The following is a 25,174-nucleotide window of genomic DNA, read 5'->3' as shown; positions in this document are numbered from 1 at the left end:
CGGGCTGAGGGCCGCCGGGAACGGTGTCCCCGGCGGCCCTCAGTAGCCCTGTACGGTCCTCAGCGGCCCTGTGCGGCGCTCACTGATCGCCGCCCTCACCGTCCGGCGGCGGGATGATCGGGGACTGCTCGTCGGTCGGCTCATCGGTGGGCGCCGTCGGCTCCCCCGTCGGCTCCGTCGGCTCCCCAGTCGGCTCCGTCGGCTCGCCGGTCGGCTCCGTCGGCTCGCCGGTGGGCTCCGTCGGCGTCGGCTCCCCGGTCTCCGTCGGCGTCTGGGTGTAGTCACCGGTGTTGCCGCCCGAGCCGGCGGGCAGCGTCGCCTGCGTCGTCGGCTCCTCCGTCGGCGGCTCGGTGGTCTTCTCGTCCTTGCTCTTCGTCGCCGTCGGCGTGGGCTTCGGCTTCTTCGGCTGCTCGTCGCCGCCGGTGTTCTGCAGCGCGATGGCCACGCCCGCCACGATGGCGATCAGGGCGAGGGCCGCGATCAGCCAGATCTTGCCGCGGCCGCCCTTCGAGCCGCGCGGACCGCCCTCGTACCCGCCGTCGTCGTCCCGCCCGGTCGGCAGGATCGGCTGCGCGGTCGTCGAGCCGTGCGCCGGGTGCGGCATCGCCGTCGTGGACGCGACACCCATCGCGGGCGTCGAGCCGCCCTCGTGCACGGCGACGGGGCCGGTGCTCCACGTACCGGTGTGGCCGCCCTGCTCGTGCAGCATCTGCAGCGCGTACTGGACCAGGCCGCGCATCTCCTCCGCGCTCTGGAACCGGTCGTCCGGGTCCTTCGCCAGCGAGCGCATGACCAGCCCGTCCAGCTCCGGCGGCACCGCTTCCAGGACCTCGGACGGCGGCACCGGCATGTCCTGCACGTGCTGGTAGACCACCGACAGCGGGGTCTCGCCGACGAACGGCGGGCGCAGCGCGAGCAGTTCGTACAGCAGACAGCCCGTCGCGTACAGGTCGGAGCGGGTGTCGACGGTCTTGCCGAGCGCCTGCTCGGGCGAGAGGTACTGCGGCGTGCCCATGACCATGCCGGTCTGGGTCATGGTGTTCGACGCGCCGTGCAGGGCACGCGCGATGCCGAAGTCCATCACCTTGACCGCGCCGCTGTTCGTGATGATCACGTTCGCGGGCTTGATGTCGCGGTGCACGATGCCGTGCTGGTGGCTGTAGGCCAGCGCCTCCAGTACCCCGGAGACGATGATCAGCGCCTGGTCCGGCGGCGGCGCGTCGGCGTTGAGCAGCAGGTCACGGATGGTGTGACCCTCGACCAGCTCCATCACGATGTACGGGATGGTGTTCCCGCCGACCAGGTCCTCGCCGGAGTCGTAGACGGCCACCACGGCATGGTGGTTCAGCCCGGCCACGGACTGCGCCTCGCGGGTGAAGCGGGCCTTGGACACCGGGTCCTCGGCGAGGTCGGAGCGCAGCAGCTTCACCGCGACCGTACGGCCCAGCCGTACATCCTCGGCGGCGAACACCTCCGCCATGCCGCCCCGGCCCAGACGGCCCGTCAGGCGGTAACGCCCGTCACCGACCAGACCACCGTTGCCCCACATCTCCGGTGCGTCGGGGATATTGGAGCCGGTGGCTTCAGGATCGGACGGGCCCTGGGGGCTCTGCGTCTGTGCCATCGGTCCTCGCCGTCGAATCGATCCGCGTACCCGCGGTTTTACGTCTCGGTCTTCGCAAGAGCACGCTACAGGCTCCGCGGCGCGCACCGGTTTTGAAAGGGGACCGGCCATCAAACCGTTCACCGGCCACATGTCGCAAGTTCACTACGAGTGACCGTTTTGCCCGGCGCTCGCTGACAGAGTCGTGACAGGTTTCTGACACGCTCGCGACAACCCGCCGCCGCGGACCTGACAGGCTCCCGTCAGGTGACGCGGCGGTGCAGGGATGCTGCCCATCTGGTCACGGAACGGGCACGCAGCTTGACTGGTCGGAGCCCTGAGGCAGACTTGGCTGCGGAATTCCAGAACCTGGCCGGCCGGTCGCATACCGGGCCCGGCCAGCAACAGAACAGCCCGGACAGTGCCGCGTACGGGATCGTGCCGGGTACGGGACGACGGGCAGCGCGCCGAGGGGGAAACGGAAAACATGAGCCAGGACGGCGCACAGGCCCACGGCGCGGGCCGTTCGGTGGGACGGGGACGCTACCAGCTCCGTGATCTTCTCGGCACCGGTGGCATGGCCGCCGTCCACCTCGCGTACGACAGCGTGCTGGACCGCGAGGTCGCGATCAAGACGCTGCACACCGAGCTCGGCCGCGAGCAGGCGTTCCGCGAGCGCTTCCGCCGCGAGGCACAGGCCGTCGCGAAGCTCTCGCACACCAACATCGTCTCGGTGTACGACTCCGGCGAGGACGAGCTCGACGGCGGCACGACGCCGTACATCGTCATGGAGTACGTCTCCGGGCAGCCGCTGCGCTCGGCCCTGGACGCCGATGTCGCGCAGTACGGCGCCATGCCCACCGAGAAGGCTCTGAAGATCACCGCCGATGTGCTGGCGGCCCTGGAGACCAGCCACGAGATGGGCCTGGTCCACCGGGACATCAAGCCGGGCAACGTCATGGTGACCAAGCGCGGCGTCGTGAAGGTCATGGACTTCGGCATCGCGCGCGCCATGCAGTCCGGCGTCACCTCCATGACCCAGACCGGCATGGTCGTCGGCACCCCGCAGTACCTCTCGCCCGAACAGGCGCTGGGCCGCGGCGTCGACGCCCGCTCCGACCTGTACTCCGTCGGCATCATGCTCTTCGAGCTGCTGACCGGGCAGCTTCCCTTCGACGCGGACTCGCCGCTGGCCATCGCGTACGCGCACGTGCAGGAGGAGCCGCCGGTTCCCTCCAGCATCAACCGCTCGGTGCCGCCCGCGGTGGACGCGCTGGTGGCCCGCGCGCTGAAGAAGAACCCCAACGAACGCTTCCCCACCGCCCAGGCGATGCAGGACGAGTGCCTGCGCATCGCCCAGTCCGGGCAGTCCGGCTCCTCGCCGGTGATCATCGGCGGCCAGGGCCCGCGCAGCAGCGGCGCGTCGGTGGCCTCCGCGGTCTTCCCGTCGGCGACCGGCAGCCTGGGCATGGGCGCACCGAACGTGCAGAACCCGTACACGCCGCCGCCGGCGAACGGCCCGTACGGCGGCTTCGCCCCGTCCACCCCGCCGCCCCCCAGCCACGGTTACCAGACCCCGGCGCCCGGTCCGTACCACGGCGGCATGCGGACCCCGCCGCCCACGCCGTCGCCGTACACCGCCTCGATGCAGAGCAGCGGTTCCCGCAGCAAGGGCAACAAGCCGGTGATCATCGGCTCCGCCGTGGTCGCGCTGATCGCCGTCGTCGCGGTCGTCCTGGTCATCGCCCTCAGTGGCGGCGACCCGGACCAGCCGGGCCCGCAGGCCAACGGCACGCCCCAGCCCTCCGCCTCCGCCACCGAGGACCCCGCCGGCAAGGTCCAGCCGGAGCAGAAGGACCGGACGATCGACCCCAAGGACTGCACCGAGGCCGTCAAGAGCTTCGACGACAAGTCGAAGGTCATGATGCCGAACTTCTACAGCAAGAACCTCGCTTCGGTGAAGACCTGCATGCAGAAGGCCGGCTGGCAGTGGGACATCACGTACGAGAACAGCGAGCCCGTGTGGGGCAAGAACGCGGTGATCCGCCAGACGCCCGGTGAGAACGAGGATTACGACCCCAAGGGCAACCAGAAGATCCAACTGGTCGTGGCCACGGGCAAGTCCGGCTGAGACGGGCTCCGGACGCACCTGCACCGAGGGGCCCTTCGCGCGTCGTGCGCGCAGGGCCCCTCGGTGCAGGTTTCCGACGTCCCGTCCGCCGTCCGGCGGCGGTGGCCGTCAGAGGTACGGGCCGGAGCGGGCGCCGCCGCGGCCGGGGTGTTCGTCGTCGTCCTCGGACGCCACGCCGGGCGGGAGCGCGCGGCGCATCTGCTCCAACTGGGCGCGTGCGGCCATCTGCTGGGCAAACAGGGCGGTCTGGATGCCGTGGAACAGGCCCTCCAGCCAGCCGACCAACTGTGCCTGCGCGATGCGCAGTTCGGCTTCGGTGGGCACGGAGTCCTCGGTGAACGGCAGGGACAGCCGCTCCAGCTCCTCCACCAGCTCGGGGGCCAGCCCGTCCTCCAACTCCTTGACGGAGCCGGCGTGGATCTCCTTCAGGCGGACCCGGCTCGCCTCGTCCAGCGGGGCGGCCTTCACCTCTTCCAGCAACTGCTTGATCATGCTGCCGATCCGCATGACCTTCGCCGGCTGTTCGACCATCTCCGTCACCGGAACCTCGCGTGGCTCATCGTCGCCGCCTCCACCACCGGAGCCTGCGCTGCCGAGAGCCATGCCGTCCGGGCCGACAACCAGGACGTGCGGGCTCTCCTGCGACCGTTCGTTCATCGGCATATCCATGCCGCCATTCTCTCGTACATGCAGTAGGAACAGTTGTGCCCCGAGGAACTAGTGATCCACCCTCGCGATGCACCCCGTCGCAGTACTTCGCCGCAATTCAGGGCTTTTAGCGATACATGAGCGCCTTTTCCGAGATGCCGCGTTTATGGGCTCATGTGACTCTGATTACGTCACTCGACGGCTCGGCACGGGAGGACACGGCGTGGTTCCAGGACTCCGCTCGCTCATCGTCGCCGGCCTGCTGACGGCCACCACGCTGCTTCCCACCACCGCCGTACCCGCGGCCGCCGCCATGCATCCCCCCGTACGGGCGCACACCCGGGCGGCGGACCCCCCGCGGCCGCAGTCCACCGACGGGCTGCCCGCCGACAGCCGGCTCCCCGTACGCGGGTCCGGCCGGCCGCAGCCGTCCGTGCAGGACCAGCCGGGCACCGGCGCCACCGGTCACCGCCCCCAGGGCCCCGGCACCTCGATGTCCGCAGGGGCCTCGGAGGCCCCGGCGGAACCGGACGACAGCCCCTCGCCGTCCCCGACCGCCTCCGGCCCGAGCCCGTCCGCCGGCGCGAGCGACTCCGCCACGGCATCACCCGGGCGGCCCACCCCCAGCCACTCGGCATCCGGCTCCGGCGGGCCGACCAGCCGGCCGGCGACGCCGTCCCGTACCGGCGCCGCCACTCCGTCCCGTCCCGGCCGGACGAGCGGGCAGGAGACGCCGCACGCCTCCGGTACCTCCGACAGCGCCGGTACGCCGATCGAGGACCCCGGCGCGACCGACCGGCCGGCCACCGGCGCGCACTCGGACCGTCCGTACGCGCCTCTCTCGCCGCACGGCCGGACACACGCATGGCAGACGCTGCGGCCGCCGCACCGTCCCGCGGCCGCCGGGCCCTCCTCGACGAACCGCGAGACCGCCGGTGCCGTCCGGCCGCCCTACGCCCCCACCGAACACGCCGCCCGGGTCGCCCGCGTCCTCCCCTTCGGCGCCGGGCTGGCGCTCACGGGGCTGGGGCTGGCGTTCATCGGGCTGCGGCTGCGGCGGCGGTGAGGGCGGCCCGGCTCCCGGCTCAGCCGACCGTCAGGACGACCTTGCCGATGTGGCTGCTCTCCTCCAGGACGCGGTGCGCCTCGGCGGCATCCGCCATCGGCAGCGTGCGGTCCACGATCGGCCGCACCTGGCCGTTCTCGACCAGCGGCCAGACGTGCTCCCGTACGGCGGCGACGATCGCGGCCTTCTCCTCGATCGGCCGGCCGCGCAGCGACGTCGCGGTGACCGCGCCCCGCTTGGCCAGCAGCGCGCCCAGGTTCAGCTCGCCCTTCCGGCCGCCCTGCAGACCGATGACGGCCAGACGGCCGTTGGTGGCCAGCGCCTTGACGTTGGCGTCCAGGTACTTCGCGCCGATGATGTCGAGGATCACGTCCGCGCCCCGGCCGTCGGTGGCCTTGCGGATCTCCTCGACGAAGTCCTGCTCGCGGTAGTTGATGAGCACGTCGGCGCCCAGCTCGCGGCAGCTCTCCAGCTTCTCGGCGCTGCCCGCGGTCACGGCCACCTTCGCGCCGACGGCCTTGGCGAGCTGGATCGCCATGGTGCCGATGCCGCTGGACCCGCCGTGCACGAGCAGGGTCTCGCCGGGCCGCAGGTGCGCCACCATGAAGACGTTCGACCAGACGGTGCAGGTCACCTCGGGCAGCGCGGCAGCCTGCGTGACGTCGATGCCCTTCGGCAGCGGCAGCAGCTGGCCGGCCGGCACCGCCACCTGCTCGGCGTAACCGCCGCCCGCCAGCAGCGCGCAGACCTCGTCGCCGACCGACCAGCCACTCACGCCCGGGCCGACCTCGGTGATCGTGCCGGCGCACTCCAGGCCGGGGTAGGGGGAGGCACCGGGCGGCGGGTCGTAGAAGCCCTGGCGCTGCATCACATCGGCGCGGTTGGCGGCGCTGGCCGCGACCCGCACCAGCACCTCGCCTTCGGACAGTTGCGGCGCGGGCACCTCGGCCCACACCAGGGCCTCGGGTCCGCCGGGTTCGGGAATGGTGATCGCACGCATGGCCGCGAGGCTACTCGCCTCCGTACCGGACGGACGAGCACCACCCGCGCGGTCCCCGCAGGTGCTGGCCCCGGGGCCCTGCTCGTCCGCGAGCCCGGGACAGCCCCGGCCCTCGCGTTTCACGTGAAACAGTCCCGCGTGTACGTACCGAACGTACGGGCCAAGAAGGGCGGCCCGTCAGAAGCCCCTGGTCCCCGAAGCCCCGTTCGCCGCGGGGCTAGTCCCCAAAGTCCTGTTCGTCCGCGCGGCGGATCACCCGGTCCTTCTCGTCCGCCCGGCGCATCGGCTGGACGCCGGAGCCCGGCAGTCCCTGTGCGGCCGGGCGGCCCAGCTCCGGCACCTCGTCCTTCGGCACCGCGCGGACGATCGTGATCAGCCGGTCGGCGTGCTGCAGCGGGCTCGCCGCCGGGTCGTCGTACGCCAGCAGCCGGTGGCCGCGCAGGACGGAAACGACCAGGTCACCGGTGTCCCGTACCGACTTGCCGACCTCCGCCTTCACCACCGGGCGCTCGATCAGGTCCAGCCCGCTGCCCTGCTGGATCAGGTCCTCCATGACCGTGCTCGCGCTCGGGCTGTTCACCGACAGGCCCAGCAGCCGGCCGGCCGCGCTCGCCGAGGTGATCACGGAGTCGGCGCCGGACTGCCGCAGCAGCGGCGCGTTCTCCTCCTCCCGCACCGCCGCCACGATCGTCGCCTTCTTGTTGAGCTGGCGGGCGGTGAGCGACACCAGGACCGCGGTGTCGTCGCGCTGTGTGGCGATGATGATCTGGCGGGCGCGCTGGACCTCGGCGCGCAGCAGCACGTCGCTGCGTGTGGCGTCGCCCAGTACGCCGGCGAAGCCCTCGGCGACGGCCGAGTCGATCACCTTGGGGCTCGGGTCCACAATGACGATGCGGTCCCGGCTCGCGCCCGTAGCCCGCAGCGTCTGCACGGCCGACCGGCCCTTCGTACCGAAGCCGACGATGACGGTGTGGTCGCGCAAGGCGGTCCTCCAGCGGTTCAGCCGCCACTGTTCACGGGTCCGCTCGGTGAGGACCTCGAGGGTGGTGCCGACCAGGATGATCAGGAACAGGACGCGGAGTGGCGTGATGAGCAGGATGTTCAGCAGCCGTGCACTGTCTCCGTACGGGACGATGTCGCCGTACCCGGTCGTGGAGAGCGTGACGGTCGCGTAGTAGACGCAGTCGAGGAAGTCGACCGAGCCGTTGGCGTTGTCGTGGTACTCGTCGCGGTCCACCCAGACGATGAGGACCGTCAACACCAGCACTATCAGCGCCATGACGAGCCGGCGCACCACCTGGCGCAGCGGTGCGGCCGGCGCCCGGCGGGGCAACTGGACCCGGTGCGAGACGTCTTCGGGGAGCCGCTCGTGTGCCGCGGCGTCCTGCATGGGGAGCTTCACGCGCGGCCTCCGGTGGCACCGGTGTCCGGGGTCGTGGCGAGGTACGGGTTCGTGGCGGCGGGGGACCAGGGGAGGCCGAGGAGCGCGGCCGGCTCACCCTCGGCGGCGCCGCCGGGCGGGATCACGGCCAGCGCGTCGGCGGCCGCGATGCCGCGCAGCATGGCCGGGCCGTTGAAGTGCAGCGGGCTCGCCACGACGCCTCCCTTCTCGTCCGTGCGGCAGGCCACGGGGACCAGCCGGGTGTCGTGCGGGTGCCCGTGCACGCCGTCGGCGAGGCGTACCCGGCGGGGCTCGGGGCGCATACGGCCCGAGAGCGTACCGAGCAGCGGTTCGGCGAGCGTCAGTAGCCCCGAGACGGCGGCGAGCGGATTGCCGGGGAGGCCGACCAAATGACGGGGGGTACGCGGGGAACGGGCGGAGCGCGCGGCGCGCTTGGCGGACCGGCCGCGCGGGGTGCTGCCGTCCGCCGGGTCGAGCCGGGCGAGCAGCATCGGGTGGCCGGGGCGTACCTGTACGCCGTCCACCAGCAGTTCGGCCCCGAGGCGGTGCAGAGCCGGGTGCACATGGTCGACCGGTCCCGCGGCCGTGCCGCCGGTCGTGATGACCACATCCGCCGTCGAGGAAGCGATGGCCTCGTACAACACGCCCTCGTCGTCCGCGAGATGGCGCGGGCCGATGGTCTCCGCGCCCAGGGCGTGCAGCCAGGGCGCGAGCATCGGGCCGAGCGCGTCCCGGATGCGTCCCTCGTGCGGCAGTCCGCTGTGCAGCAACTCGTCGCCCAGGACCAGGATTTCCACCACCGGGCGGCGGTACGTCCACAGCTCGTCGTAGCCCGCGGCCGCGGCGAGGCCGAGCACGGCCGGCGTCACCGGCGTGCCGGGCGGCAGCAGTTGGTCGCCGTTGCGGCACTCCTGGCCGCGCGGCCGGATGTCCTGCCCCGGCGGCGCGCCACCGGGTGCGGACAACAGCACGCCGCCGTCGGCCGCTTGCACGGTCTCGCCGTGCTCGGAGCGGAGCACGGCCGAGGCGCCGGGCGGTATGCGCGCCCCGGTGGCGATCCGGATCGCGTGCCCGTCGGGCAGCGGCCGGGCGGGGGCCTGACCGGCGAGGATGCCGGCGGTCGCGGCGGGGGCGAGAGAGCTGGGGGCGGTCACGCGCCAGGGCCCTGGCCCGGAGACGGCCCAGCCGTCCATCGCCGAGGTGTCGAAGGAGGGCAGGTCCGTGAGCGCCGTGAGCGCCCCGGCGAGCACGCGGCCCAGCGCTTCGGGGCCGAGCGCTACGGCGGCTGCCTCCAGCGGCCCGTCCACGGCGCCGGCGGCGGCCTCCCGCGCGACGTGCCAGGGGGAGTGGGCGCTGTGGCGGTGGGTCGGTGCGGTGCGGGAGGCGGCTGCGGGTGCGGGGGAGCTCGGGGAGTGGGCCTGCGCGCTCGGCTGCGGTTCGGCGGCAGCCGGAAGGTCCGGGGAGCCGGGCCCTTCTGGGCCCGGCTGCGGCTCCTGCTCCGGCTGCCGCTCCGGCTCCGGGGTACGGGCCTCGGCCGCCGCCTCCGCCCTGGTTTCGTGGCGGCCGTTGCCCCAGGGTGCGTGCCAGGGGTCCATCCACGTACGTTCGGACGAGCGCTCGCGGGCACGGTGCTCCGCGCCTTGGGGTGCGGCGTCCGCTGTACGAGGCGCGGCATCCGGTACCAGGGGCGCGGTGTCCGGTACCCGGGGCGCGGCATCCGATGTCCGGGCCCGACCCGCGTTGGCGATGGCGAGGGCGTCGTCGAATTCGCCGGGGTCTCCCGTAAGACCGGGCATCATTCCGCCGTGTCCGCGGCTTCGGCTTCCGCGGCTTCCGCGGCCCAGCGGTTCGCCAGCGCCGCCGCGCGGCTGCTGACCTCCGCCACGTCGAGGCCCTGCTGGGCGGCCGCGTACCCGACGAGGAAGGTCGTCAGTGGCGCGGCCGGCCGGGCCACGCCGTGCGCCGCGTCCCGCGCCAGGTCGAGGAGGACGGCCGTGTCGACATCGAGCTCGATGCCCAGTTCGGCCTTGACTGCGGTGATCCATTCGTCCAACACGTGTCCATGCTCCCTGATCCGGGCGCGCGCCGCGCTGAGGGCCTCCCAGGTGTCGCAGTCGAACGAGGCCGCCGCCGTGTCGTCCCGGACCCGCCGCAGCGTCAGTTCGGCGAGCAGGGCACGCAGCGGCAGCCCCTCGAGCCCGCCGCGCGCGGCCCGCAGCGTCTCAAGGGCGCGGCGCAGCGCCGCGGCCTTGTACGCCGCCACGAGCGGCTGGTCCCGCCCGTCACCGTCGACCAGCAGCGCCCCGTCCGCGTGACCGGGCGCCTCCCCGGGTCCCGCTCCCGCTACGGCTCCCGGCCCCGTTGCCGCCGCCAGCAGCGCGTCCACCGTCGCGGTGGTGAGGAAGGGCAGGTCGGCGGAGAGGACGAGCACCGTCTCGGCCGTGGTCTGCCGCAGGCCCGCGTCCAGCGCCGCGACCGGCCCGGCCCCGGGCGGGTCCTCGCACGTCGTCACCACGGGGCGCGCGGTCGGCCGCTCGGGCCCGACCACCACGGTGCGCGCCGCACCGGGGCAGGCGGCGAGCACCCGATCCAGCAGGGACCGGCCGCCGACCGCGAGGGCCGGCTTGTCCGCCCCGCCGAGCCGGCGCGCCGCGCCCCCGGCCAGCACGATGGTGTCGTAGTCGCTCGTCACCCCCCGAGTATCACCGGCACCCGGCGATCGACACCCCTTCCGTACCGGTGTTCGTGATCGTGTGTGGCTCTCACAGCCCCCGCAACAGGATCGCCGGCGACTCCACACAGTCCGCGACGAAGCGCAAGAAGCCGCCCGCCGTGCCGCCGTCGCACACCCGGTGATCGAAGGTGAGCGAGAGCTGGGCCACCTGCCGCACGGCCAACTCCCCATCGTGCACCCAGGGCTTGGCGGCTATCCGCCCGACGCCGAGCATCGCGGCCTCGGGGTGGTTGATGATCGGCGTGGAGCCGTCGACGCCGAAGACGCCGTAGTTGTTCAGCGTGAACGTGCCGTGCGACAGCTCGGCGGGCGTGAGCCGGCCCGCGCGCGCCGTCTCGGTGAGCCGCCCCATCTCGGTGGAGAGCCCCTCGACCGTACGGGCGTGCGCGTCCCGTACGACCGGCACGATCAGCCCGCGGTCGGTCTGCGCCGCGAACCCCAGATGCACCTCCGGCAGCCGGACGATCTCGTGCGTCGTCGTGTCGACGGTGGAGTTCAGCTCCGGATACCGCGCAAGGGCCGCCGTACAGATCCGCGCCAGCAGCGCGAGCAGCGACACCTTCTCGCCGCGCCCCGCGTTCATGGCGCGGCGGGCGGCCAGCAGCTCCGTCGCGTCCGCGTCCACCCAGCAGGTCGCGTCCGGGATCTCCCGCCGGCTGCGGGCGAACTTCTCCGCCGCCGCGCCCCGCATCCCCTTCAGCGGCACCCGCTCGCCCCCCGAAGGGGCCACGGGGCCAGCACCCGCAGCGGCGGCCACCGCTCCGGCCTGCTTCCCGCCGCGCAGCGCGTGCTCGACGTCGGACCGCAGGATCAGCCCCTCCGGGCCGCTCCCCCGGACCGTGCGCAGGTCCACGCCGTGCTCCCGCGCCAGCCGCCGCACCAGCGGCGAGATCACCGGCACGGGCGCCGCCCCGCTCACGTCCTGCGGTACCTCCGGGACGGCGGTCTCCCGTACGGCCGTCTCCGGGACCGTCACCTGCCCGGCTGCCGTCGCCCCCACCGGACCGCCCACACCGGTCGTACGGGCCGCACCGGCCGCATCCGTCGGCCGTACGCGTCGCCGGCGCCCCGCCGGCGCGCTCGTGCCGTACCCGACCAGTACGTTCCCCGAGCCCTCGGCCTCCCCGGCGCGCTCGCCTCCCGTGGCGCGCTCGGTCCCGGCGTCCGGCGACGCCCCCACCGCCACCGTCACCAACGGGGCGCCGACCGGCAGTTCGTCGCCCTCCTCGCCCATCCTGGCGGTGACGACGCCGCCGTACGGGCACGGCACCTCGACCATCGCCTTGGCCGTCTCGACCTCCACCACAGGCTGGTCGACGGCGACGACCTCGCCCACCTCGACCAGCCAGCGCACGATGGTCGCCTCGGTCAGCCCCTCGCCCAGGTCGGGCAGCGGGAACTCGCGTACTTCGGCCATCAGCTGCCACTCCCCTCGGTGCCGCCGCCGGCGTCGCTCTCGGTCCAGTCGGACTCCCACTGGAGGCGTGCCACGGCGTCCAGCACCCGGTCGACGCCGGGCAGGTGGTGCCGCTCCAGCATCGGCGGCGGATACGGGATGTCGAAGCCGGCCACCCGCAGCACGGGCGCCTCCAGATGGTGGAAGCAGCGCTCGGTGATCCGGGCGGCGATCTCCCCTCCGGGGCCGCCGAAACCGGTGGACTCGTGGACGACGACCGCGCGCCCCGTGCGCCGCACCGACGCGCACACCGTCTCGTCGTCGAACGGCACCAGGGAGCGCAGGTCCAGTACCTCCAGGTCCCAGCCCTCCTCACGGGCCGCCTCGGCCGCCTCCAGGCACACCGGCAGCGACGGCCCGTACGTGAGCAGCGTGGCGCTGCTCCCGGGGCGGCGGATCTCCGCACGGCCGAGGGGCGCGACAGGCGCCGGGTCGTCGGGGGACCAGTCGGCCTTGGACCAGTACAGCCGCTTGGGCTCCAGGAAGACCACCGGGTCGTCGGAGGCGATGGCGGCGCGCAACATGCCGTACGCGTCGGCGACGGTCGCCGGGGCGAGCACCTGCAGCCCCGGCGTGGCCATGTAGTACGCCTCGGAGGAGTCGCTGTGGTGCTCGACGCCGCCGATCCCGCCGCCGTACGGGATGCGGATCGTCAGCGGCATCGGGAGCGCACCCCGCGTCCTGTTCCGCATCCGGGCCACATGGCTGACGAGCTGCTCGAAAGCGGGGTAGGCGAACGCGTCGAACTGCATCTCCACCACGGGCCGCAGGCCGTACATCGCCATGCCGACCGCCGTGCCGAGGATGCCGGCCTCGGCGAGCGGGGTGTCGGTACAGCGGTCCTCGCCGAACTCCTTGGCGAGGCCGTCGGTGATCCGGAAGACGCCGCCGAGCTGCCCGACGTCCTCGCCCATCACATGGACGGTGGGGTCCTCGGCCATGGCGTCGCGCAGCGCCCTGGTGAGGGCCTGCGCCATCGTGGCGGGCCTGCGCTCGGTCGCGGTCGTGCCCCCGGCGGCCACTGCGGTGCTCATCAGTGCTCCCCCTCCGCTGCGATCTCGGCGCGCAACAGGTCCGCCTGCTCGCGCAGTTGGGCGGTCGGCGCGGCGTACACGTGGTCGAAGAGGTCCATCGGGTCCAGCGCCGGGTCCGCGTTCATCCGCTCGCGCAGCGCGCCTGCCATCTCCTCCGCCGCGTCCTTCGTGGCGCTCACGTACGCGGGCGTCAGCAGGTCCCGCTCCGCCAACTCGCCCTCCAGCAGGGCGATCGGGTCGTGGCCGCGCCAGGTCTCGACCTCGGCGTCGCTGCGGTAGCGGGTGGCGTCGTCGGCGTTGGTGTGCGCCTCCATGCGGTACGTCACGGCCTCGACCAGCGTGGGGCCGCCGCCGCGGCGCGCTCGCGCCACCGCCTCGCCGAGCACTTCGTACAGCGCGGGCGCGTCGTTCCCGTCGACCAGCCGTCCGGGCATGCCGTATCCCACCGCCTTGTGGGCGAGCGAGGGGGCGGCCGTCTGCTTGGCGAGCGGGACGGAGATCGCGAAGCCGTTGTTCTGGACCAGGAAGACGACGGGTGCCTGCCATACGGCCGCGAAGTTCAGCGCCTCGTGGAAGTCGCCCTCGCTCGTGCCGCCGTCGCCGACCATGGCGAGCGCGACGACGTCGTCACCCTTGAGGCGGGCGGCGTGCGCGAGGCCCACCGCGTGCGGCAGCTGGGTGGCGAGCGGGGTGCACAGTGGCGCCACGCGGTGCTCCCGCGGGTCGTACCCCGTGTGCCAGTCGCCGCGCAGCAGGGTGAGCGCCTGTACGGGGTCCAGGCCGCGGGCGACGGCGGCGAGGGTGTCGCGGTAACTGGGGAAGAGCCAGTCGCGCTCCTCCAGGACGAGCGCGGCGGCCACCTGGCACGCCTCCTGGCCGGTGGAGGAGGGATACACGGCCAGCCGGCCCTGGCGGGTGAGGGCTGTGGCCTGGGTGTTGTACCGGCGGCCGCTGACGAGCTGCGCGTACAGCCGCTTGAGGAGGCCGTCGTCCAGCCCGCGGGCCGCGTCCGTGCCGAGCAGGCGGTACGGCTCCTCGTCGGGCAGGAGGGGCCCGGGGTCGACGCGGGGCCGCCAGGCGGGCGGCGGGGCCGGCCGGTCGCTGGTCGCGGTGCTGCCATGCCTGCTGCTGCCGGGCTGCTCGAGAACCGTCATGAGGGGCACCTCCTCGGTGAAAGGGGTGGCGCTGTGCGCCGCGTGCGGGGTGGTGACGGGCGACTGGAGGGAAAACTGCGGGTGCGGGGGACCGGCCGGTGGGCCGGACTCCTCCCTACCGATTGTTCGGTTGCCGACACATTTTGGCTACAGGCGGGCCGAGCCTGTGGACAATCGGTTCTGCACAGCCTGGAATGAAGTCAGGACGTCCAAGAAGGGGAGACAGGACGGCATGCCGGACGAACAGATGGTCAATCCCGCCGGACGACACCCCGTCCGCCCACTGGACGCCGTGGACCGCGACATCCTGCGCATGCTGCAGACCGACGGCCGCGCGTCGATACGGTCCGTGGCCGACCGCGTGCACATCTCACGGGCCAATGCGTATGCCCGGATAAACCGCCTGCTGGACGACGGCGTCATCCGCGGTTTCAGCGCCCGGGTGGACCAGGAGCGGGCGGGACAGGGCGCGTCGGCGTACATCACGCTGAAGATCGTGCAGAACTCCTGGCGCACGGTGCGCGAAGCGCTCCAGGCACTCCCGGGTGCCGCGCACATCGCCCTGGTCAGCGGGGACTTCGATGTCCTGCTGCTGGTCCACACGAAGGACAACAGGGCGCTCCGGGAGCTCGTCCTCACCCGGATTCAGTCGATACCGGAAGTACTGAGCACCCGCACGCTGCTGGTCTTCGAGGAGACCGACCTCGAACCAGAGGGGTGAGCCTTACGCCGCGTGACCCTCGCGGGCCCGTCGGCGTCAGCCTTCGTTGCGCAGGCCCGCGAAGGCCGTACGGACCACGGCGTCGGCCACTTCCTCGGCGCTCGCCGAGCCGCCGCGGCCCGGCCGGTACCACTCCACGATCGAGTTGATCATGCCGAAGAGCAGCCTCGTCGCCAGCCGGATGTCGGCGTCCGGGCGCAGGTCGCCCTCGGCGGCCGCCGCCTTCAGCAGCTCGGCGACCTCGTTGTCGAAGTCGCGGCGGCGCTCCATGGCCCACCGCTCGGTGTCGGTGTTGCCCCGCACCCGTAGCAGCAGCGTCACGTACGGCAGCTCCGCGATCAGCACCTCGACCTCGCGCCGGGTCACGTACTCCAGCCGCTCGATCGCCCGCCCCTGGGTCGCGCCCGGCTCCTGGAGGACGCCGAAGAGGCCGTCCAGCGCCCTGCTTATCGCCCGCCGCAGCAGCTCTTCCTTGCTGCGCACGTGGTGGTAGATGGAGGACTTGGAGATGCCGGCCGCCTTGGAGAGGTGCTCCATGGACGTGCCGTCGTAACCGCGCTCGTTGAACACCTCGACGGCGACCGCGAGCAGCGAATCGGGCGTGTAGGTGTCGCGCTTGGCCATGGTCATGATTACAGCAGCTTTCCGGACGGGGCCGCACAGCGGACCAGGGAGCGGGACGGGGCCGGCGGCCGGCGGGCGCTGAGCGGACTCTCACCCCACGCGCCCCACCGCGACGACCGGCGCTCCGGCGGAGTTTTTCCACAGGCTTTCCGAGCCCTCTTGCCCCGACCGATCGTTCGGTTACTCTAGCTCCCGATGCCCGTCCGCTCCCAGCCCCGATCGACGAGGAGTTGGTCCCCGATGGCCGCCGACCCGACCGCCACGCAGTTGATCGAGAAGCACCGCCCCACGCTCGATCAGGCGCTGGAGACCATCCGCAGCCGTGCGTACTGGTCCCCGCACGCGGAGCACCCCAAGGCGTACGGCGAGGACGCCGCGCCCGAGGGCAAGGCCGCCTTCGAGGCCCTCCGCGGCACCCGCTTCGAGCTGGACCAGCCCGGCACCGACGGCTGGGCCGGCGAGGAGATCTCGCCGTACGGCATCGAGCTGGGCATCACCTATCCGCATCCCGACCCCGACGTCCTGCTGCCCGTCATGCGCGCGGCGATCCCTGCCTGGCGGGACGCGGGGCCCGAGGTCCGCGCCGCGGTCTGCCTGGAGATCCTCTCCCGGATCAACGCCCGCACCCACGAGTTCGCGCACGCGGTGATGCACACCAGCGGCCAGGCGTTCATGATGGCGTTCCAGGCCGGCGGGCCGCACGCCCAGGACCGCGGGCTGGAGGCGGTGGCGTACGCCTTCGCGGAGCAGACCCGCACGCCCGGCGAGGCCCCCTGGTCCAAGCCGCAGGGCAAGCGCGACCCGCTGGAGCTCAGCAAGACCTTCCAGGCCGTGCCGCGCGGCGTCGCCCTGATGATCGGCTGCAACACCTTCCCCACCTGGAATGGTTACCCGGGCCTCTTCGCCTCCCTGGCCACCGGCAATCCCGTGCTGGTCAAGCCGCACCCCCGGGCCGTCCTGCCGCTCGCCCTCACCGTCCGCGTCGCGCGCGAGGTGCTCGCCGAGGCCGGCTTCGACCCGAATCTGGTCGCGCTCGCCGTGGACCGCCCCGACGAGGGCCTCGCCAAGATCCTCGCGCTCCGCCCCGAAGTGCGCATCATCGACTACACCGGCTCCACCTCCTTCGGCGACTGGCTGGAGGAGAACGCCCGCCAGGCGCAGGTGTACACGGAAAAGGCCGGCGTCAACACCGTCGTCATCGACTCGACGGACGACTACAAGGGCATGATCGGCAACCTGGCGTTCTCGCTGTCCCTCTACAGCGGCCAGATGTGCACCACCCCGCAGAACCTCCTCATCCCCCGGGACGGCATCAGCACGGACGCCGGCCCGAAGACGTACGACGAGGTGGTCGGCGACCTCGCGGGCGCGGTCCAGGGCCTGCTCGGCGACGACGCCCGCGCCAACGCCCTGCTGGGCGCGATCGTGAACCCGCAGGTGGCCGGGCGTATAACGGCAGCCCCCGAGCTCGGCGAGGTCGCGCTGGCCTCCCGCGAAGTGACCCACCCGGAGTTCCCCGGCGCCACGGTCCGCACGCCGGTGATGGTCAAGGCCGACGGCGAGCGGAAGCAGTGGGAGGCCGCGGACACCGAGCCGCCCTTCCTCTCGGAATGCTTCGGCCCGGTCTCCTTCGCCGTGGCCGTGGACTCCACGCCGGAGGGGGTGGAGCTGCTGCGCCGCACGCTGCGCGACAAGGGCGCGATGACCGTCGGCGCGTACACCACCTCGCCGGAGGTGGAGCGCCTGGTCGAGGACGCCTGTCTGGAGGAGTGCGCCCAGCTCTCGCTGAACCTCACGGGCGGGGTGTACGTCAACCAGACCGCGGCGTTCTCCGACTTCCACGGCTCCGGCGGCAATCCGGCGGCGAACGCGGCGCTGTGCGACACCGCGTTCGTGGCCAACCGGTTCCGGACGGTGGAGGTGCGACGCCAGGCGTGAGTGCCTAGGCGGGCGGCTCGATGCGGGCGTGGCGGCCGATCCAGGCGTGCATGGCGATGGCGGCGGCCGCCCCCGCGTTGATCGAGCGGGTCGAGCCGAACTGCGCGATCGAGCAGACCATCGAGGCGTGCGCCCGGGCCTCCTCGGTCAGCCCCGGCCCCTCCTGCCCGAAGAGCAGCACGCAGCGCCGCGGCAGTGCCGTGGTCTCCAGCGGGACGGCGCCGGGGAGGTTGTCGATCCCGATGATCGGCAGCTCCTCGGCGGCCGCCCAGGCGGTGAGATCCGCGGTGTCGGGGTGATGGCGCACGTGCTGGTAGCGGTCGGTCACCATCGCGCCCCGCCGGTTCCAGCGCCGTCGGCCGACGATATGGATCTCCTTGGCCAGGAAGGCGTTGGCCGTGCGGACGACCGAGCCGATGTTGAAGTCATGGCCCCAGTTCTCCACGGCCACGTGGAAATCGTGGCGGCGGGTGTCCAGGTCGGCGACGATCGCCTCGCGGGTCCAGTAGCGGTACTGGTCGACGACGTTGCGCCGGTCACCGTGCGCGAGCAGCTCGGGGTCGTACCGCTCGTCCTGCGGCCAGGGCTCCGGGTGCGGCCCCACGCCGACCACGGTCGCGAAGCCCTCGTCGTACTGGACGGGCTCGGCGGTCCGGGCGGACTCGTCGGGGAGGATCGTCGCCGGACCGGTGGTGCGCCGGCCGGGGCCGTCCGGGCCGCCGCCGGTGGTGGTGTCCGTGCCGCTGCCGGGGGCGGTTTTCTCGCTGCTCACCCCACGAGCGTATGGCCACCACCGGACTCCCGCGTACGAGCCCCCGGCCCACCGGCCGGCTTCCCCTCGTCCCCCGCCGCTCCGTCCGCCGCTCCGGCCGCACCGCCGGCCGCCTCGCCGGACGCCGGTCGCGCGGGGCCGCCAGGGATCAGCCGGTCGCGTACGGCCGCCACCCGGCCACCGAGCCACCGCAGGAAGTTCGTCGGCAGGAAGACCGCGTCCGCCGCCACCATCGCGAGCGAGAAGAACGGCAGCCCGAGCAGCACCGCGATCGACAGGTGCTCCAGGATCATCGCCACCAGCAGGACGTTCTTCACGCGCCGGTTGAAGACCGTGAAGGGGAAGGCGACCTGCACGATCACCGTGCCGTAGGTGACCAGCATGATCAGCAGCCCGCTACCCGCGAGCAGCGCCGACAGCTCGGGCCACGGCGAGAAGTAGTCCAGGTGCATCGGGTAGAAGACGGCGGTGCCGTCCTGCCAGCGGTTGCCCTGGATCTTGTACCAGCCGGCCGTGGCGTAGATCAGACAGACCTCGACCATGATGACCAGCAGCGCGCCGTTGTGCGCGAGGTCGGCGAGGGTGTTCAGGACCGTACGCGGCTCTCCCGGCGCATAGCGCCGCACCCACCACCACGCGCCGTGCACCAGCCACAGCACCCACAGCGCCAGGCCCCAGCCCACGTGCGGGAACGGCCCGTTGGCCGTCCACTCCAGCCCGTACAGCCCCAGCAACTGGGCGAGGGCGAGGGCCGGCCCGAGGACGGACCACAGGAGTACGCCGGTCACGTCCCGGCCCGGCGTCCCGTCGGCACCGGCCGCCGCCGTCCGCCGCGCGCGCCGGGCGTCCAGCGACCAGACCTGCCCGCAGCGGGTCAGGACCAGGTACATCGACATCAGGTGGATGACGTTGTCGCCGCCGTCCCCGAGGAAGACGCTGCGGTTCTGCAGCGACAGCACGCCGATCATGAACAGCACGGACATGGTGCGGGTGCGCCAGCCGAGCATCAGCAGCGCGCTGGAAATCATGGCCAGCGCGTACACGAGCTCGAACCAGCCGCGGCCGTCGGACCAGACCAGGACGGAGAACGCGCCGTTGCTCCCGAGGAGCCGGCGGGCCATGTCCAGGCTCCAGACGCCGTCCGGGCCGTACAGCTCATGGCGGTACGGCCACTCGCGCAGCAGGAAGAACAGCCAGGTCGCGGCGAAGCCGATACGGATCACGGCGGTCTGGTACGGGGCCATCGGACCGGCCGTGACGCGGGCGAACCCGCGGCCGACCGCGCGCTCTATCCAGGTGTCCTGCACGACGTAGTCCTGTGCGTCCTGTGCGTCATGTGCGTTTTGCGCGTCGGCGCCGCCGGTGTCGCTCGCGTGCCGAGGCTCGGTGGAGTGCGTGGTCACTTGCTCGCCCCCTCGGGCACGTCGTCGACGGTGACCGGCCACCAGGGCAGCACCCGGTACACGGGCTTGTCGCTGATCTTCTCGCTGCTCCACGGCGGCGGCCCGACAGGAGTCGTCACCGAGCGGAACTCCATCCGGTCGACCGTGCCGCCGTGCGCCGTCCACTCCGCGCCGAGGCGGCCCATCGCGATCCGCCGCAGGTAGCGTTCGGTCAGCTCACCGCGGGTGCCGTTCGGTCGGTTCTGCGCGTCGTGCGAGCCGACGAACGACTCCCAGCCGCGGCGCAGTTCGTTCTGCTGCGTGTGGCTGGGGAAAAAGTTGTGGTGAATGGCCCGGCCGTCGAGCGCGGTCAGGTCGGTCCAGCCGGTCGTCCGGGCACTGCCTCCGTCGCCGGGGCGTATTTCCGCCCGTACTTGTACGGAGATGTTCTGCTGCAGCGGATTGGGCGCGAAAAGCTTCCAGTTCTGTTCGTACTCCGGGTAGACGTAGTCGCTGACCGCCGCGCCGTGCGCCTTGGTGACCGTGTTGGACGGGGCGACGTGCAGGAACATCATCGCGATGTGGACCAGGGCGGCGACCGCGATGCCGCCCGCCGCGGTCGCCACCACGATCCGCGAAGGCAGCGAGAGCGCGGTGGCAGGCGACTCCTCTGGTGGTCGCGTTTCATCCGCGTTTGACTGCATTCCTGCCCCGTTCCCCGGTCCTGTGCGGCTCCATCCCGCCACGGAACCGTACCCAGGCCACGTGCGCAACGACAGCGATCCCCCGGTTGTGCACAGCCTCGACACCTTCCCTGCCGTCGCCCGCACCCCCGCCGGACCGCCCTCGTCGCACCTCGGCCGTCCGCCGCCATTCCCAATTCCTGCAACGTGTTCTACCTTGCAGGCCCCCAACGGTGCGCGCGGAAGGACAGCCAGTGGACTTCACCTTCACCGAGGAACAGCAAGCGGCCGCCGAGGCGGCCGGGGCCGTCTTCTCCGGCGTCGCCCCGGACGCCGTCCCGTCGCCCGCCCTCACCACCGGAGCCGTCGCCGAGGACATCGACCGCGGCCTGTGGCGCACGCTGGCCGACGCCGACCTGCTCGGCCTGGTGCTCGACCCCGCGTACGGCGGGTCGGGGCTCGATCCCGTCGCGCTCTGCCTCGTCCTGCGCGAAGCCGCCAAGGTCCTCGCCCGGGTGCCGCTGCTGGAGACCTGCGCCGCCGCGCTCGCCCTTCAGACGTACGCCGACCCCAACCTGCGCGAGGAGACGCTGCCCCGCATCGGCCGCGGCGAGCTGATCGTCACCGTCGCCGCCGCCGGACGCACCGGCCACGAACCGGCCGAACTGGCCGTCGAGGCGGACGAGGAGGACGCGCACTGGACGCTGGACGGCACCCACAGCGCCGTGCCCTGGGCATACAGCGCGGACCGCCTCCTCCTCCCGGCGCACACCCGCGACGGCAGCGCCGTCCTCGCCCTCGTCCCCCGCGACCACCCCGGCGTCTCCCTCGCCGAGCAGATCTCCACCAACGGAGAGCGGTACGCCGAGGTCCGGCTGGACGCCGTACGGCTCACCGCCCGCGAGATGATCACCGACCCCGCCGCCTGGGAACGGCTGCGGCAGCTCCTTACCGTCGGCACCTGCGCCCAGGCGCTCGGGCTCGGCGAGCGGGTCCTCGCCATGACCGCCGAATACACCGGTACGCGCGAACAGTTCGGGCACCCGGTCGCCACGTTCCAGGCCGTCGCCGTACAGGCCGCCGACCGGTACATCGACCTGCGGGCCATGGAGGCCACCCTGTGGCAGGCCGCCTGGCGCATCGGCACCGGCGCACCCGGCGCCCTGCCCCCGGCCGGAGACGTCGCCGTGGCCAAGATCTGGGCCGCGGAGGGCGTACGCCGCGTCGTACAGACCGCGCAGCACCTCCACGGCGGGTTCGGCGCCGACACCGACTACCCGCTGCACCGCTACCACGCCTGGGCCAAGCAACTGGAACTCGCACTCGGCCCGGCCGCGGCCCATGAGGAGGCGCTGGGAGACCTGTTGGCCGCTCACGCGCTGGGGTGAGACCTGAGCGGTACAACGGCAATGCCCGCAGAACAACGGCGGCGCCCCGCTTCACGTTTCACGTGAAACAGAGCGCCGCCGCGAAAAGCCTTCGGCAGGTGGTCAGATGACCGTGCCCGCTCCGCCCTGGTCGGTGACCACCGGGCGTCCGGCGGCCTCCCAGGACTGCATGCCGCCCTCGACGTTCACCGCGTCGACGCCCTGCTGGACCAGGTACTGCGTGACCTGTGCCGAACGGCCACCGACCCGGCACAGCACGTACACCTTGCCGCTCTCGGGCGCCTTCTCCGTCAGCTCGGCGTAGCGCGCGACGAAATCACTCATCGGGATGTGCAGGGCGCCCTCGGCGTGCCCTGCCTCCCACTCGTCGTCCTCACGCACGTCCAGCAGGAAATCCGCCGGCGTGAGCGCGTCGACACCGACCGTGGGCACAGAACCAAAATGCATGACCCCGACGCTACCCGACCGGACTCCCCGCACGCCGCCCGCGCTATGCCACGAGCTGAGCCAGCCGCTCCTCGCGCTCCGCCACGTCGGCCAGCAGCTTCTCGGCGATCTGCTCCAGCAGCGCGTCCGGATCCTCCGGCGCCATCTTGAGCATCTGGCCGATCGCGCTCTCCTCCAGCTCCGCGGCGACCGCCGTCAGCATCTCCTTGCGTGTGGCCAGCCACTCCAGCCGCGCGTACAGCTCCTCGCTCTCGCTGAGCTGCCGCTCCTGCGGCACCGGACCGGCCTCCCACTCCGCCGCCAGCTGCCGCAGCGCCGCCTCGTCACCGATCGCGTACGCCGCGTTGACCCGCGAGATGAACGCGTCCCGGCGCTCCCGCTCCGCGTCGTCCCGCGCCAGATCCGGATGCGCCTTGCGCACCAGGTCGCGGAACACCTTGCGGGCCTCCTCGCTCGGCCGCACCTTCTGCGGCGGCCGCACCGGCTGGTCCGTCAGCATGGCCTGCGCCTCGGGCCACAGCCCCTCGGACCCCATCCAGCCGTGGAACAGCTCCTCCACACCCGGCATCGGCAGCACGGCGGCACGGAGCTCCTGCGCCCTGCGCACGTCCTCCGGATCGCCCGACCGTGCCGCGACGGCCTCCGCGATCTGCGCGTCCAGCTCGTCCAGCCGCGAGTACATCGGCCCGAGCCGCTGGTGGTGGAGGCGCGAGAAGTTCTCCACCTCCACCCGGAAGGTCTCCACCGCGATCTCGAACTCGATCAGTGCCTGCTCGGCCGCCCGCACGGCCTGCGCCAGCCGGGCGGTGCCGCCCGCCGCACGCCCGTCGGAGCCGCCGGCCGCCGGATCCTCCGGGCCCGCACCTCCTGCGGCTTCCTGGCCGTCCTGCCCGTTCTGCGCTTGCGAGTTCGTCACCCGGCCACCCTACGGCCCGGCTCACACTCCCGGCTCTGCGGCCAGTCGCCCGTTGCGCACGGCCGTGACCAGCTCTTCGTGATCGGCCTCCGTACGGTCCGCGTACGCCACCGCGAACGAGGCCAGCGCCTCGTCCAGCACCTCGTTCTTGCCGCAGTACCCGGCGACCAGCCGCGGGTCGGCGCTGTGCGCATGGGCCCTGGCCAGCAGCGCACCGGTCATCCGCGCATAGTCGTCGAGCTGGTCCGCCGGCAGCGCCGCCGGGTCCACGCTGCCCTTGCGATTACGGAACTGCCGCACCTGGAAGGGCAGCCCCTCCCGGCGCCCGCTCGCCGCGGCCTCCGCGCCGTACACCGTCGTCCACCCCAGCAGCATGTCGCTGACGACCTGCATGCGCTTCTGGCCCAGGACCACCCGACGCGCCTCGTGCTCCACGGGCGCCACCTCGAACCCGGCCTTCCCCACATACGGCGCGAGCGCGGACGAGCGCGCCTCCTTCACCTGCAGCACCAGCGGCTCCCCCCGGTGATCCAGCAGCAGGACGACGTACGACCGCAGGCCCACGCTCCCCGTCCCGACGATGCGGAAGGCCACGTCGTGCACCGCGTACCTGGACAGCAGCGGCAGCCGGTCGTCGGGCAGCGTCCGCAAGTACCCGGCGAGGGCCGACACCACCGCGGCGGCCTCCCCGTCCGGCACCCGCCGCAGTACGGGCGGCGCGTCGACGAACTGCCGCCGGACGCCGTTCTGCCCTCCGCCCGGAGCCGTGCCGTCGTCGTCCGGTACCGCCTCGGTCGCCTTCGCGGCGAAGCGCGCGCTGGTGTTCTTGCGCGCCTTGTCCATCACGCGTTCCAGCGTGCCCACCAGGTCCCGCGCGTCGGCGTGCGAGACGAGGTCCTCGTCCACGATGGCGTGCCACGCGTCCGCCGCGGGCATCCTCGCCAGCAGCCGCATCGTGCGGCGGTACGCGCCCACCGCGTCCCGCGCCGCGTCCCGGCAGGTGTCCTCGCCGGCGCCCGCCTCGCGGCCCGCAAGGACGAGCGAGGCCGCCAGCCGCTTCAGGTCCCACTCCCACGGCCCCCGCAGGGTCTCGTCGAAGTCGTTCAGGTCGATGACGAGCCGGCCGCGGGCGTCGGCGTACAGGCCGAAGTTCGCGGCGTGCGCGTCACCACAGATCTGGGCCGCGATGCCGGTGACGGGCGTGGCCATCAGGTCGTACGCCATCAGCCCGGCCGAACCGCGCAGGAACGCGAACGGCGAGGCCGCCATCCGGCCGACCCGTATCGGTATGAGCTCCGGCAGCCGGCCGGCGTTGGACTCCTCCACCGCGGCCACGGAACCGGGGCGGCCGGCCCCGAAGGCCGGCTCACTGTGCGCGGACCGCGGAACCGTCTCCCGCAGCGCCTTACCGGCGGCCTTCGGCCCCGGCCCGTCATCACCGCGCCGCGCAAAACCGCTGACGTAGGGGAGCCGCAACGTGTCCATCAGGGGGTCCCTTCGGGGGTGGAGGCGGGTGACCACCATCCCACCGCCCCGCCCTCCCGGCGGAAAGCGGCGCAAGAACCAGGAGAACTAAGGTTGTACTATGCAACCAGCAGGAAGAAAGGCAGCGAACGTGACACAGCGAGACGACTCCGTCGGCATCATCCAGCAGGAGCTGACCGCTTTCGCGCGTCGCGCCCGCGCCACAGCGGCCCGTATGCACCCCGAGCTCTCGCTCGTCTCGTACACCCTCCTCGCTCACCTGGAGGACCAGAAGGGCTGCCGCGCCACCGATCTCGCCGCACATTACCTGCTGGACAAGTCCACGGTGAGCCGGCAGATCTCCGCGCTGGAGAAGCTGGGATTCGTCGAGCGCCGCGTCGACCCGGACGATCACCGCGTACAGGTACTGCACCCCACCGAGCTCGGCGCGCAGGTACTCGCCAGCGCCGGCGCACAGCGCCGCCAGGCGTTCACCGACCGGCTCGCCGACTGGGACGACGCGGACCTGGAGCGCTTCGCCTCGTACCTGCTGCGCTACAACGAAGCCCAGCAGCGCCTCGGCTGACCACGCGGGCGCCCCCGCAATGAAC

At 72.7% G+C, this 25,174-nt stretch carries 22 protein-coding genes; 6 read left to right on the top strand and 16 right to left on the bottom strand.

What is annotated here, in order from left to right; genetic code table 11:
* Positions 1-79: 79 nt before the first annotated feature.
* Entirely contained in the window at positions 80-1,624 is a 1,545-nt protein-coding gene (locus IG84_RS0101275; RefSeq protein ID WP_051861229.1) for a protein kinase domain-containing protein, read from the bottom strand.
* A gap of 466 nt (positions 1,625-2,090) precedes the next feature.
* Between IG84_RS0101275 and IG84_RS0101270 the strand changes: the two genes are divergently transcribed.
* Positions 2,091-3,734, top strand: coding sequence for a protein kinase domain-containing protein (locus IG84_RS0101270; protein ID WP_031050147.1), 1,644 nt, complete (start codon positions 2,091-2,093; stop codon positions 3,732-3,734).
* A gap of 108 nt (positions 3,735-3,842) precedes the next feature.
* On the opposite strand, the gene IG84_RS0101265 is transcribed toward IG84_RS0101270, so the two are convergent.
* Positions 3,843-4,403, bottom strand: coding sequence for a bacterial proteasome activator family protein (locus tag IG84_RS0101265; protein WP_031050143.1), 561 nt, complete (start codon positions 4,401-4,403; stop codon positions 3,843-3,845).
* A gap of 202 nt (positions 4,404-4,605) precedes the next feature.
* Here IG84_RS0101265 and IG84_RS37605 point away from each other — a divergent pair, with 202 nt between their 5' ends.
* Positions 4,606-5,448, top strand: coding sequence for a hypothetical protein (locus tag IG84_RS37605; RefSeq protein ID WP_037798941.1), 843 nt, complete (start codon positions 4,606-4,608; stop codon positions 5,446-5,448).
* Between the two features lie 19 nt (positions 5,449-5,467).
* On the opposite strand, the gene IG84_RS0101255 is transcribed toward IG84_RS37605, so the two are convergent.
* From IG84_RS0101255 to pdhA, 7 genes are all read right to left on the bottom strand, one after another.
* A complete protein-coding gene (locus tag IG84_RS0101255) occupies positions 5,468-6,448 on the bottom strand; it encodes an NAD(P)H-quinone oxidoreductase (RefSeq protein ID WP_031050140.1) in 981 nt (326 codons plus the stop codon).
* A gap of 217 nt (positions 6,449-6,665) precedes the next feature.
* Positions 6,666-7,850 carry a potassium channel family protein gene (locus IG84_RS0101250; protein ID WP_051861227.1) on the bottom strand — a complete coding sequence of 395 codons (1,185 nt, stop codon included), beginning with the start codon at positions 7,848-7,850 and terminating at the stop codon, positions 6,666-6,668.
* On the bottom strand, positions 7,847-9,445 hold the full coding sequence (locus tag IG84_RS0101245) for a molybdopterin molybdotransferase MoeA (RefSeq protein WP_342668389.1): 1,599 nt from the start codon (positions 9,443-9,445) through the stop codon (positions 7,847-7,849). The genes IG84_RS0101250 and IG84_RS0101245 overlap by 4 nt, the downstream gene beginning before the upstream one ends.
* Positions 9,446-9,645: 200 nt before the next feature.
* Positions 9,646-10,542: an NTP transferase domain-containing protein gene (locus IG84_RS0101240; RefSeq protein WP_031050129.1), complete on the bottom strand. Its 897-nt coding sequence runs from the start codon at positions 10,540-10,542 to the stop codon at positions 9,646-9,648.
* 70 nt (positions 10,543-10,612) lie between these two features.
* Positions 10,613-12,001, bottom strand: a complete 1,389-nt coding sequence (locus IG84_RS0101235) for a dihydrolipoamide acetyltransferase family protein (protein WP_031050126.1) — start codon at positions 11,999-12,001, stop codon at positions 10,613-10,615.
* Positions 12,001-13,074, bottom strand: a complete 1,074-nt coding sequence (locus IG84_RS0101230; RefSeq protein ID WP_051861222.1) for an alpha-ketoacid dehydrogenase subunit beta — start codon at positions 13,072-13,074, stop codon at positions 12,001-12,003. Before IG84_RS0101230 ends, IG84_RS0101235 begins: the two co-directional genes overlap by 1 nt.
* Entirely contained in the window at positions 13,074-14,228 is a 1,155-nt protein-coding gene (pdhA, locus tag IG84_RS0101225) for a pyruvate dehydrogenase (acetyl-transferring) E1 component subunit alpha (RefSeq protein WP_031050121.1), read from the bottom strand. The genes IG84_RS0101230 and pdhA overlap by 1 nt, the downstream gene beginning before the upstream one ends.
* Positions 14,229-14,460: 232 nt before the next feature.
* Here pdhA and IG84_RS0101220 point away from each other — a divergent pair, with 232 nt between their 5' ends.
* Positions 14,461-14,949, top strand: a complete 489-nt coding sequence (locus tag IG84_RS0101220; RefSeq protein WP_031050119.1) for an Lrp/AsnC family transcriptional regulator — start codon at positions 14,461-14,463, stop codon at positions 14,947-14,949.
* A gap of 36 nt (positions 14,950-14,985) precedes the next feature.
* Here the strand turns inward: IG84_RS0101220 and IG84_RS0101215 are convergent, their stop codons facing one another.
* Positions 14,986-15,579: a TetR/AcrR family transcriptional regulator gene (locus IG84_RS0101215; protein ID WP_031050117.1), complete on the bottom strand. Its 594-nt coding sequence runs from the start codon at positions 15,577-15,579 to the stop codon at positions 14,986-14,988.
* 234 nt (positions 15,580-15,813) lie between these two features.
* Between IG84_RS0101215 and paaN the strand changes: the two genes are divergently transcribed.
* Positions 15,814-17,511: a phenylacetic acid degradation protein PaaN gene (gene paaN / locus IG84_RS0101210; RefSeq protein ID WP_031050114.1), complete on the top strand. Its 1,698-nt coding sequence runs from the start codon at positions 15,814-15,816 to the stop codon at positions 17,509-17,511.
* A 4-nt stretch (positions 17,512-17,515) separates the two neighbouring features.
* Here the strand turns inward: paaN and IG84_RS0101205 are convergent, their stop codons facing one another.
* From IG84_RS0101205 to IG84_RS0101195, 3 genes are all read right to left on the bottom strand, one after another.
* Positions 17,516-18,187, bottom strand: coding sequence for a TrmH family RNA methyltransferase (locus IG84_RS0101205; protein WP_031050111.1), 672 nt, complete (start codon positions 18,185-18,187; stop codon positions 17,516-17,518).
* Between the two features lie 92 nt (positions 18,188-18,279).
* Complete coding sequence (locus IG84_RS0101200; RefSeq protein ID WP_245659197.1) at positions 18,280-19,527, bottom strand: HTTM domain-containing protein; 1,248 nt, start codon at positions 19,525-19,527, stop codon at positions 18,280-18,282.
* A 155-nt stretch (positions 19,528-19,682) separates the two neighbouring features.
* The gene (locus tag IG84_RS0101195) at positions 19,683-20,369 is read right to left on the bottom strand and encodes a DUF5819 family protein (RefSeq protein WP_031050105.1); all 687 of its coding nucleotides are present in this window, start codon (positions 20,367-20,369) and stop codon (positions 19,683-19,685) included.
* Between the two features lie 233 nt (positions 20,370-20,602).
* On the opposite strand from IG84_RS0101195, the gene IG84_RS0101190 reads away from it, so the two are divergent.
* Positions 20,603-21,736, top strand: a complete 1,134-nt coding sequence (locus tag IG84_RS0101190; RefSeq protein WP_031050093.1) for an acyl-CoA dehydrogenase family protein — start codon at positions 20,603-20,605, stop codon at positions 21,734-21,736.
* 102 nt (positions 21,737-21,838) lie between these two features.
* Here the strand turns inward: IG84_RS0101190 and IG84_RS0101185 are convergent, their stop codons facing one another.
* From IG84_RS0101185 to IG84_RS0101175, 3 genes are read right to left on the bottom strand one after another with little or no spacing between them, the layout of a single operon-like run.
* Positions 21,839-22,183 (bottom strand): rhodanese-like domain-containing protein, encoded by a 345-nt coding sequence (locus IG84_RS0101185; protein ID WP_063761727.1) that lies wholly within the window; start codon positions 22,181-22,183, stop codon positions 21,839-21,841.
* Between the two features lie 43 nt (positions 22,184-22,226).
* On the bottom strand, positions 22,227-23,099 hold the full coding sequence (locus IG84_RS0101180; RefSeq protein WP_031050089.1) for a hypothetical protein: 873 nt from the start codon (positions 23,097-23,099) through the stop codon (positions 22,227-22,229).
* Positions 23,100-23,120: 21 nt separating this feature from the next.
* The gene (locus IG84_RS0101175; RefSeq protein WP_031050087.1) at positions 23,121-24,584 is read right to left on the bottom strand and encodes a DUF2252 domain-containing protein; all 1,464 of its coding nucleotides are present in this window, start codon (positions 24,582-24,584) and stop codon (positions 23,121-23,123) included.
* A 130-nt stretch (positions 24,585-24,714) separates the two neighbouring features.
* Here IG84_RS0101175 and IG84_RS0101170 point away from each other — a divergent pair, with 130 nt between their 5' ends.
* The gene (locus tag IG84_RS0101170) at positions 24,715-25,149 is read left to right on the top strand and encodes a MarR family winged helix-turn-helix transcriptional regulator (protein WP_031050086.1); all 435 of its coding nucleotides are present in this window, start codon (positions 24,715-24,717) and stop codon (positions 25,147-25,149) included.
* The last annotated feature ends 25 nt before the right edge of the window (positions 25,150-25,174 follow it).

Source organism: Streptomyces ochraceiscleroticus (genome assembly GCF_000720485.1).
Classification (GTDB): Bacteria; Actinomycetota; Actinomycetes; order Streptomycetales; family Streptomycetaceae; genus Streptomyces; species Streptomyces ochraceiscleroticus.
This window is presented reverse-complemented; position numbering and strand designations above follow the sequence as displayed.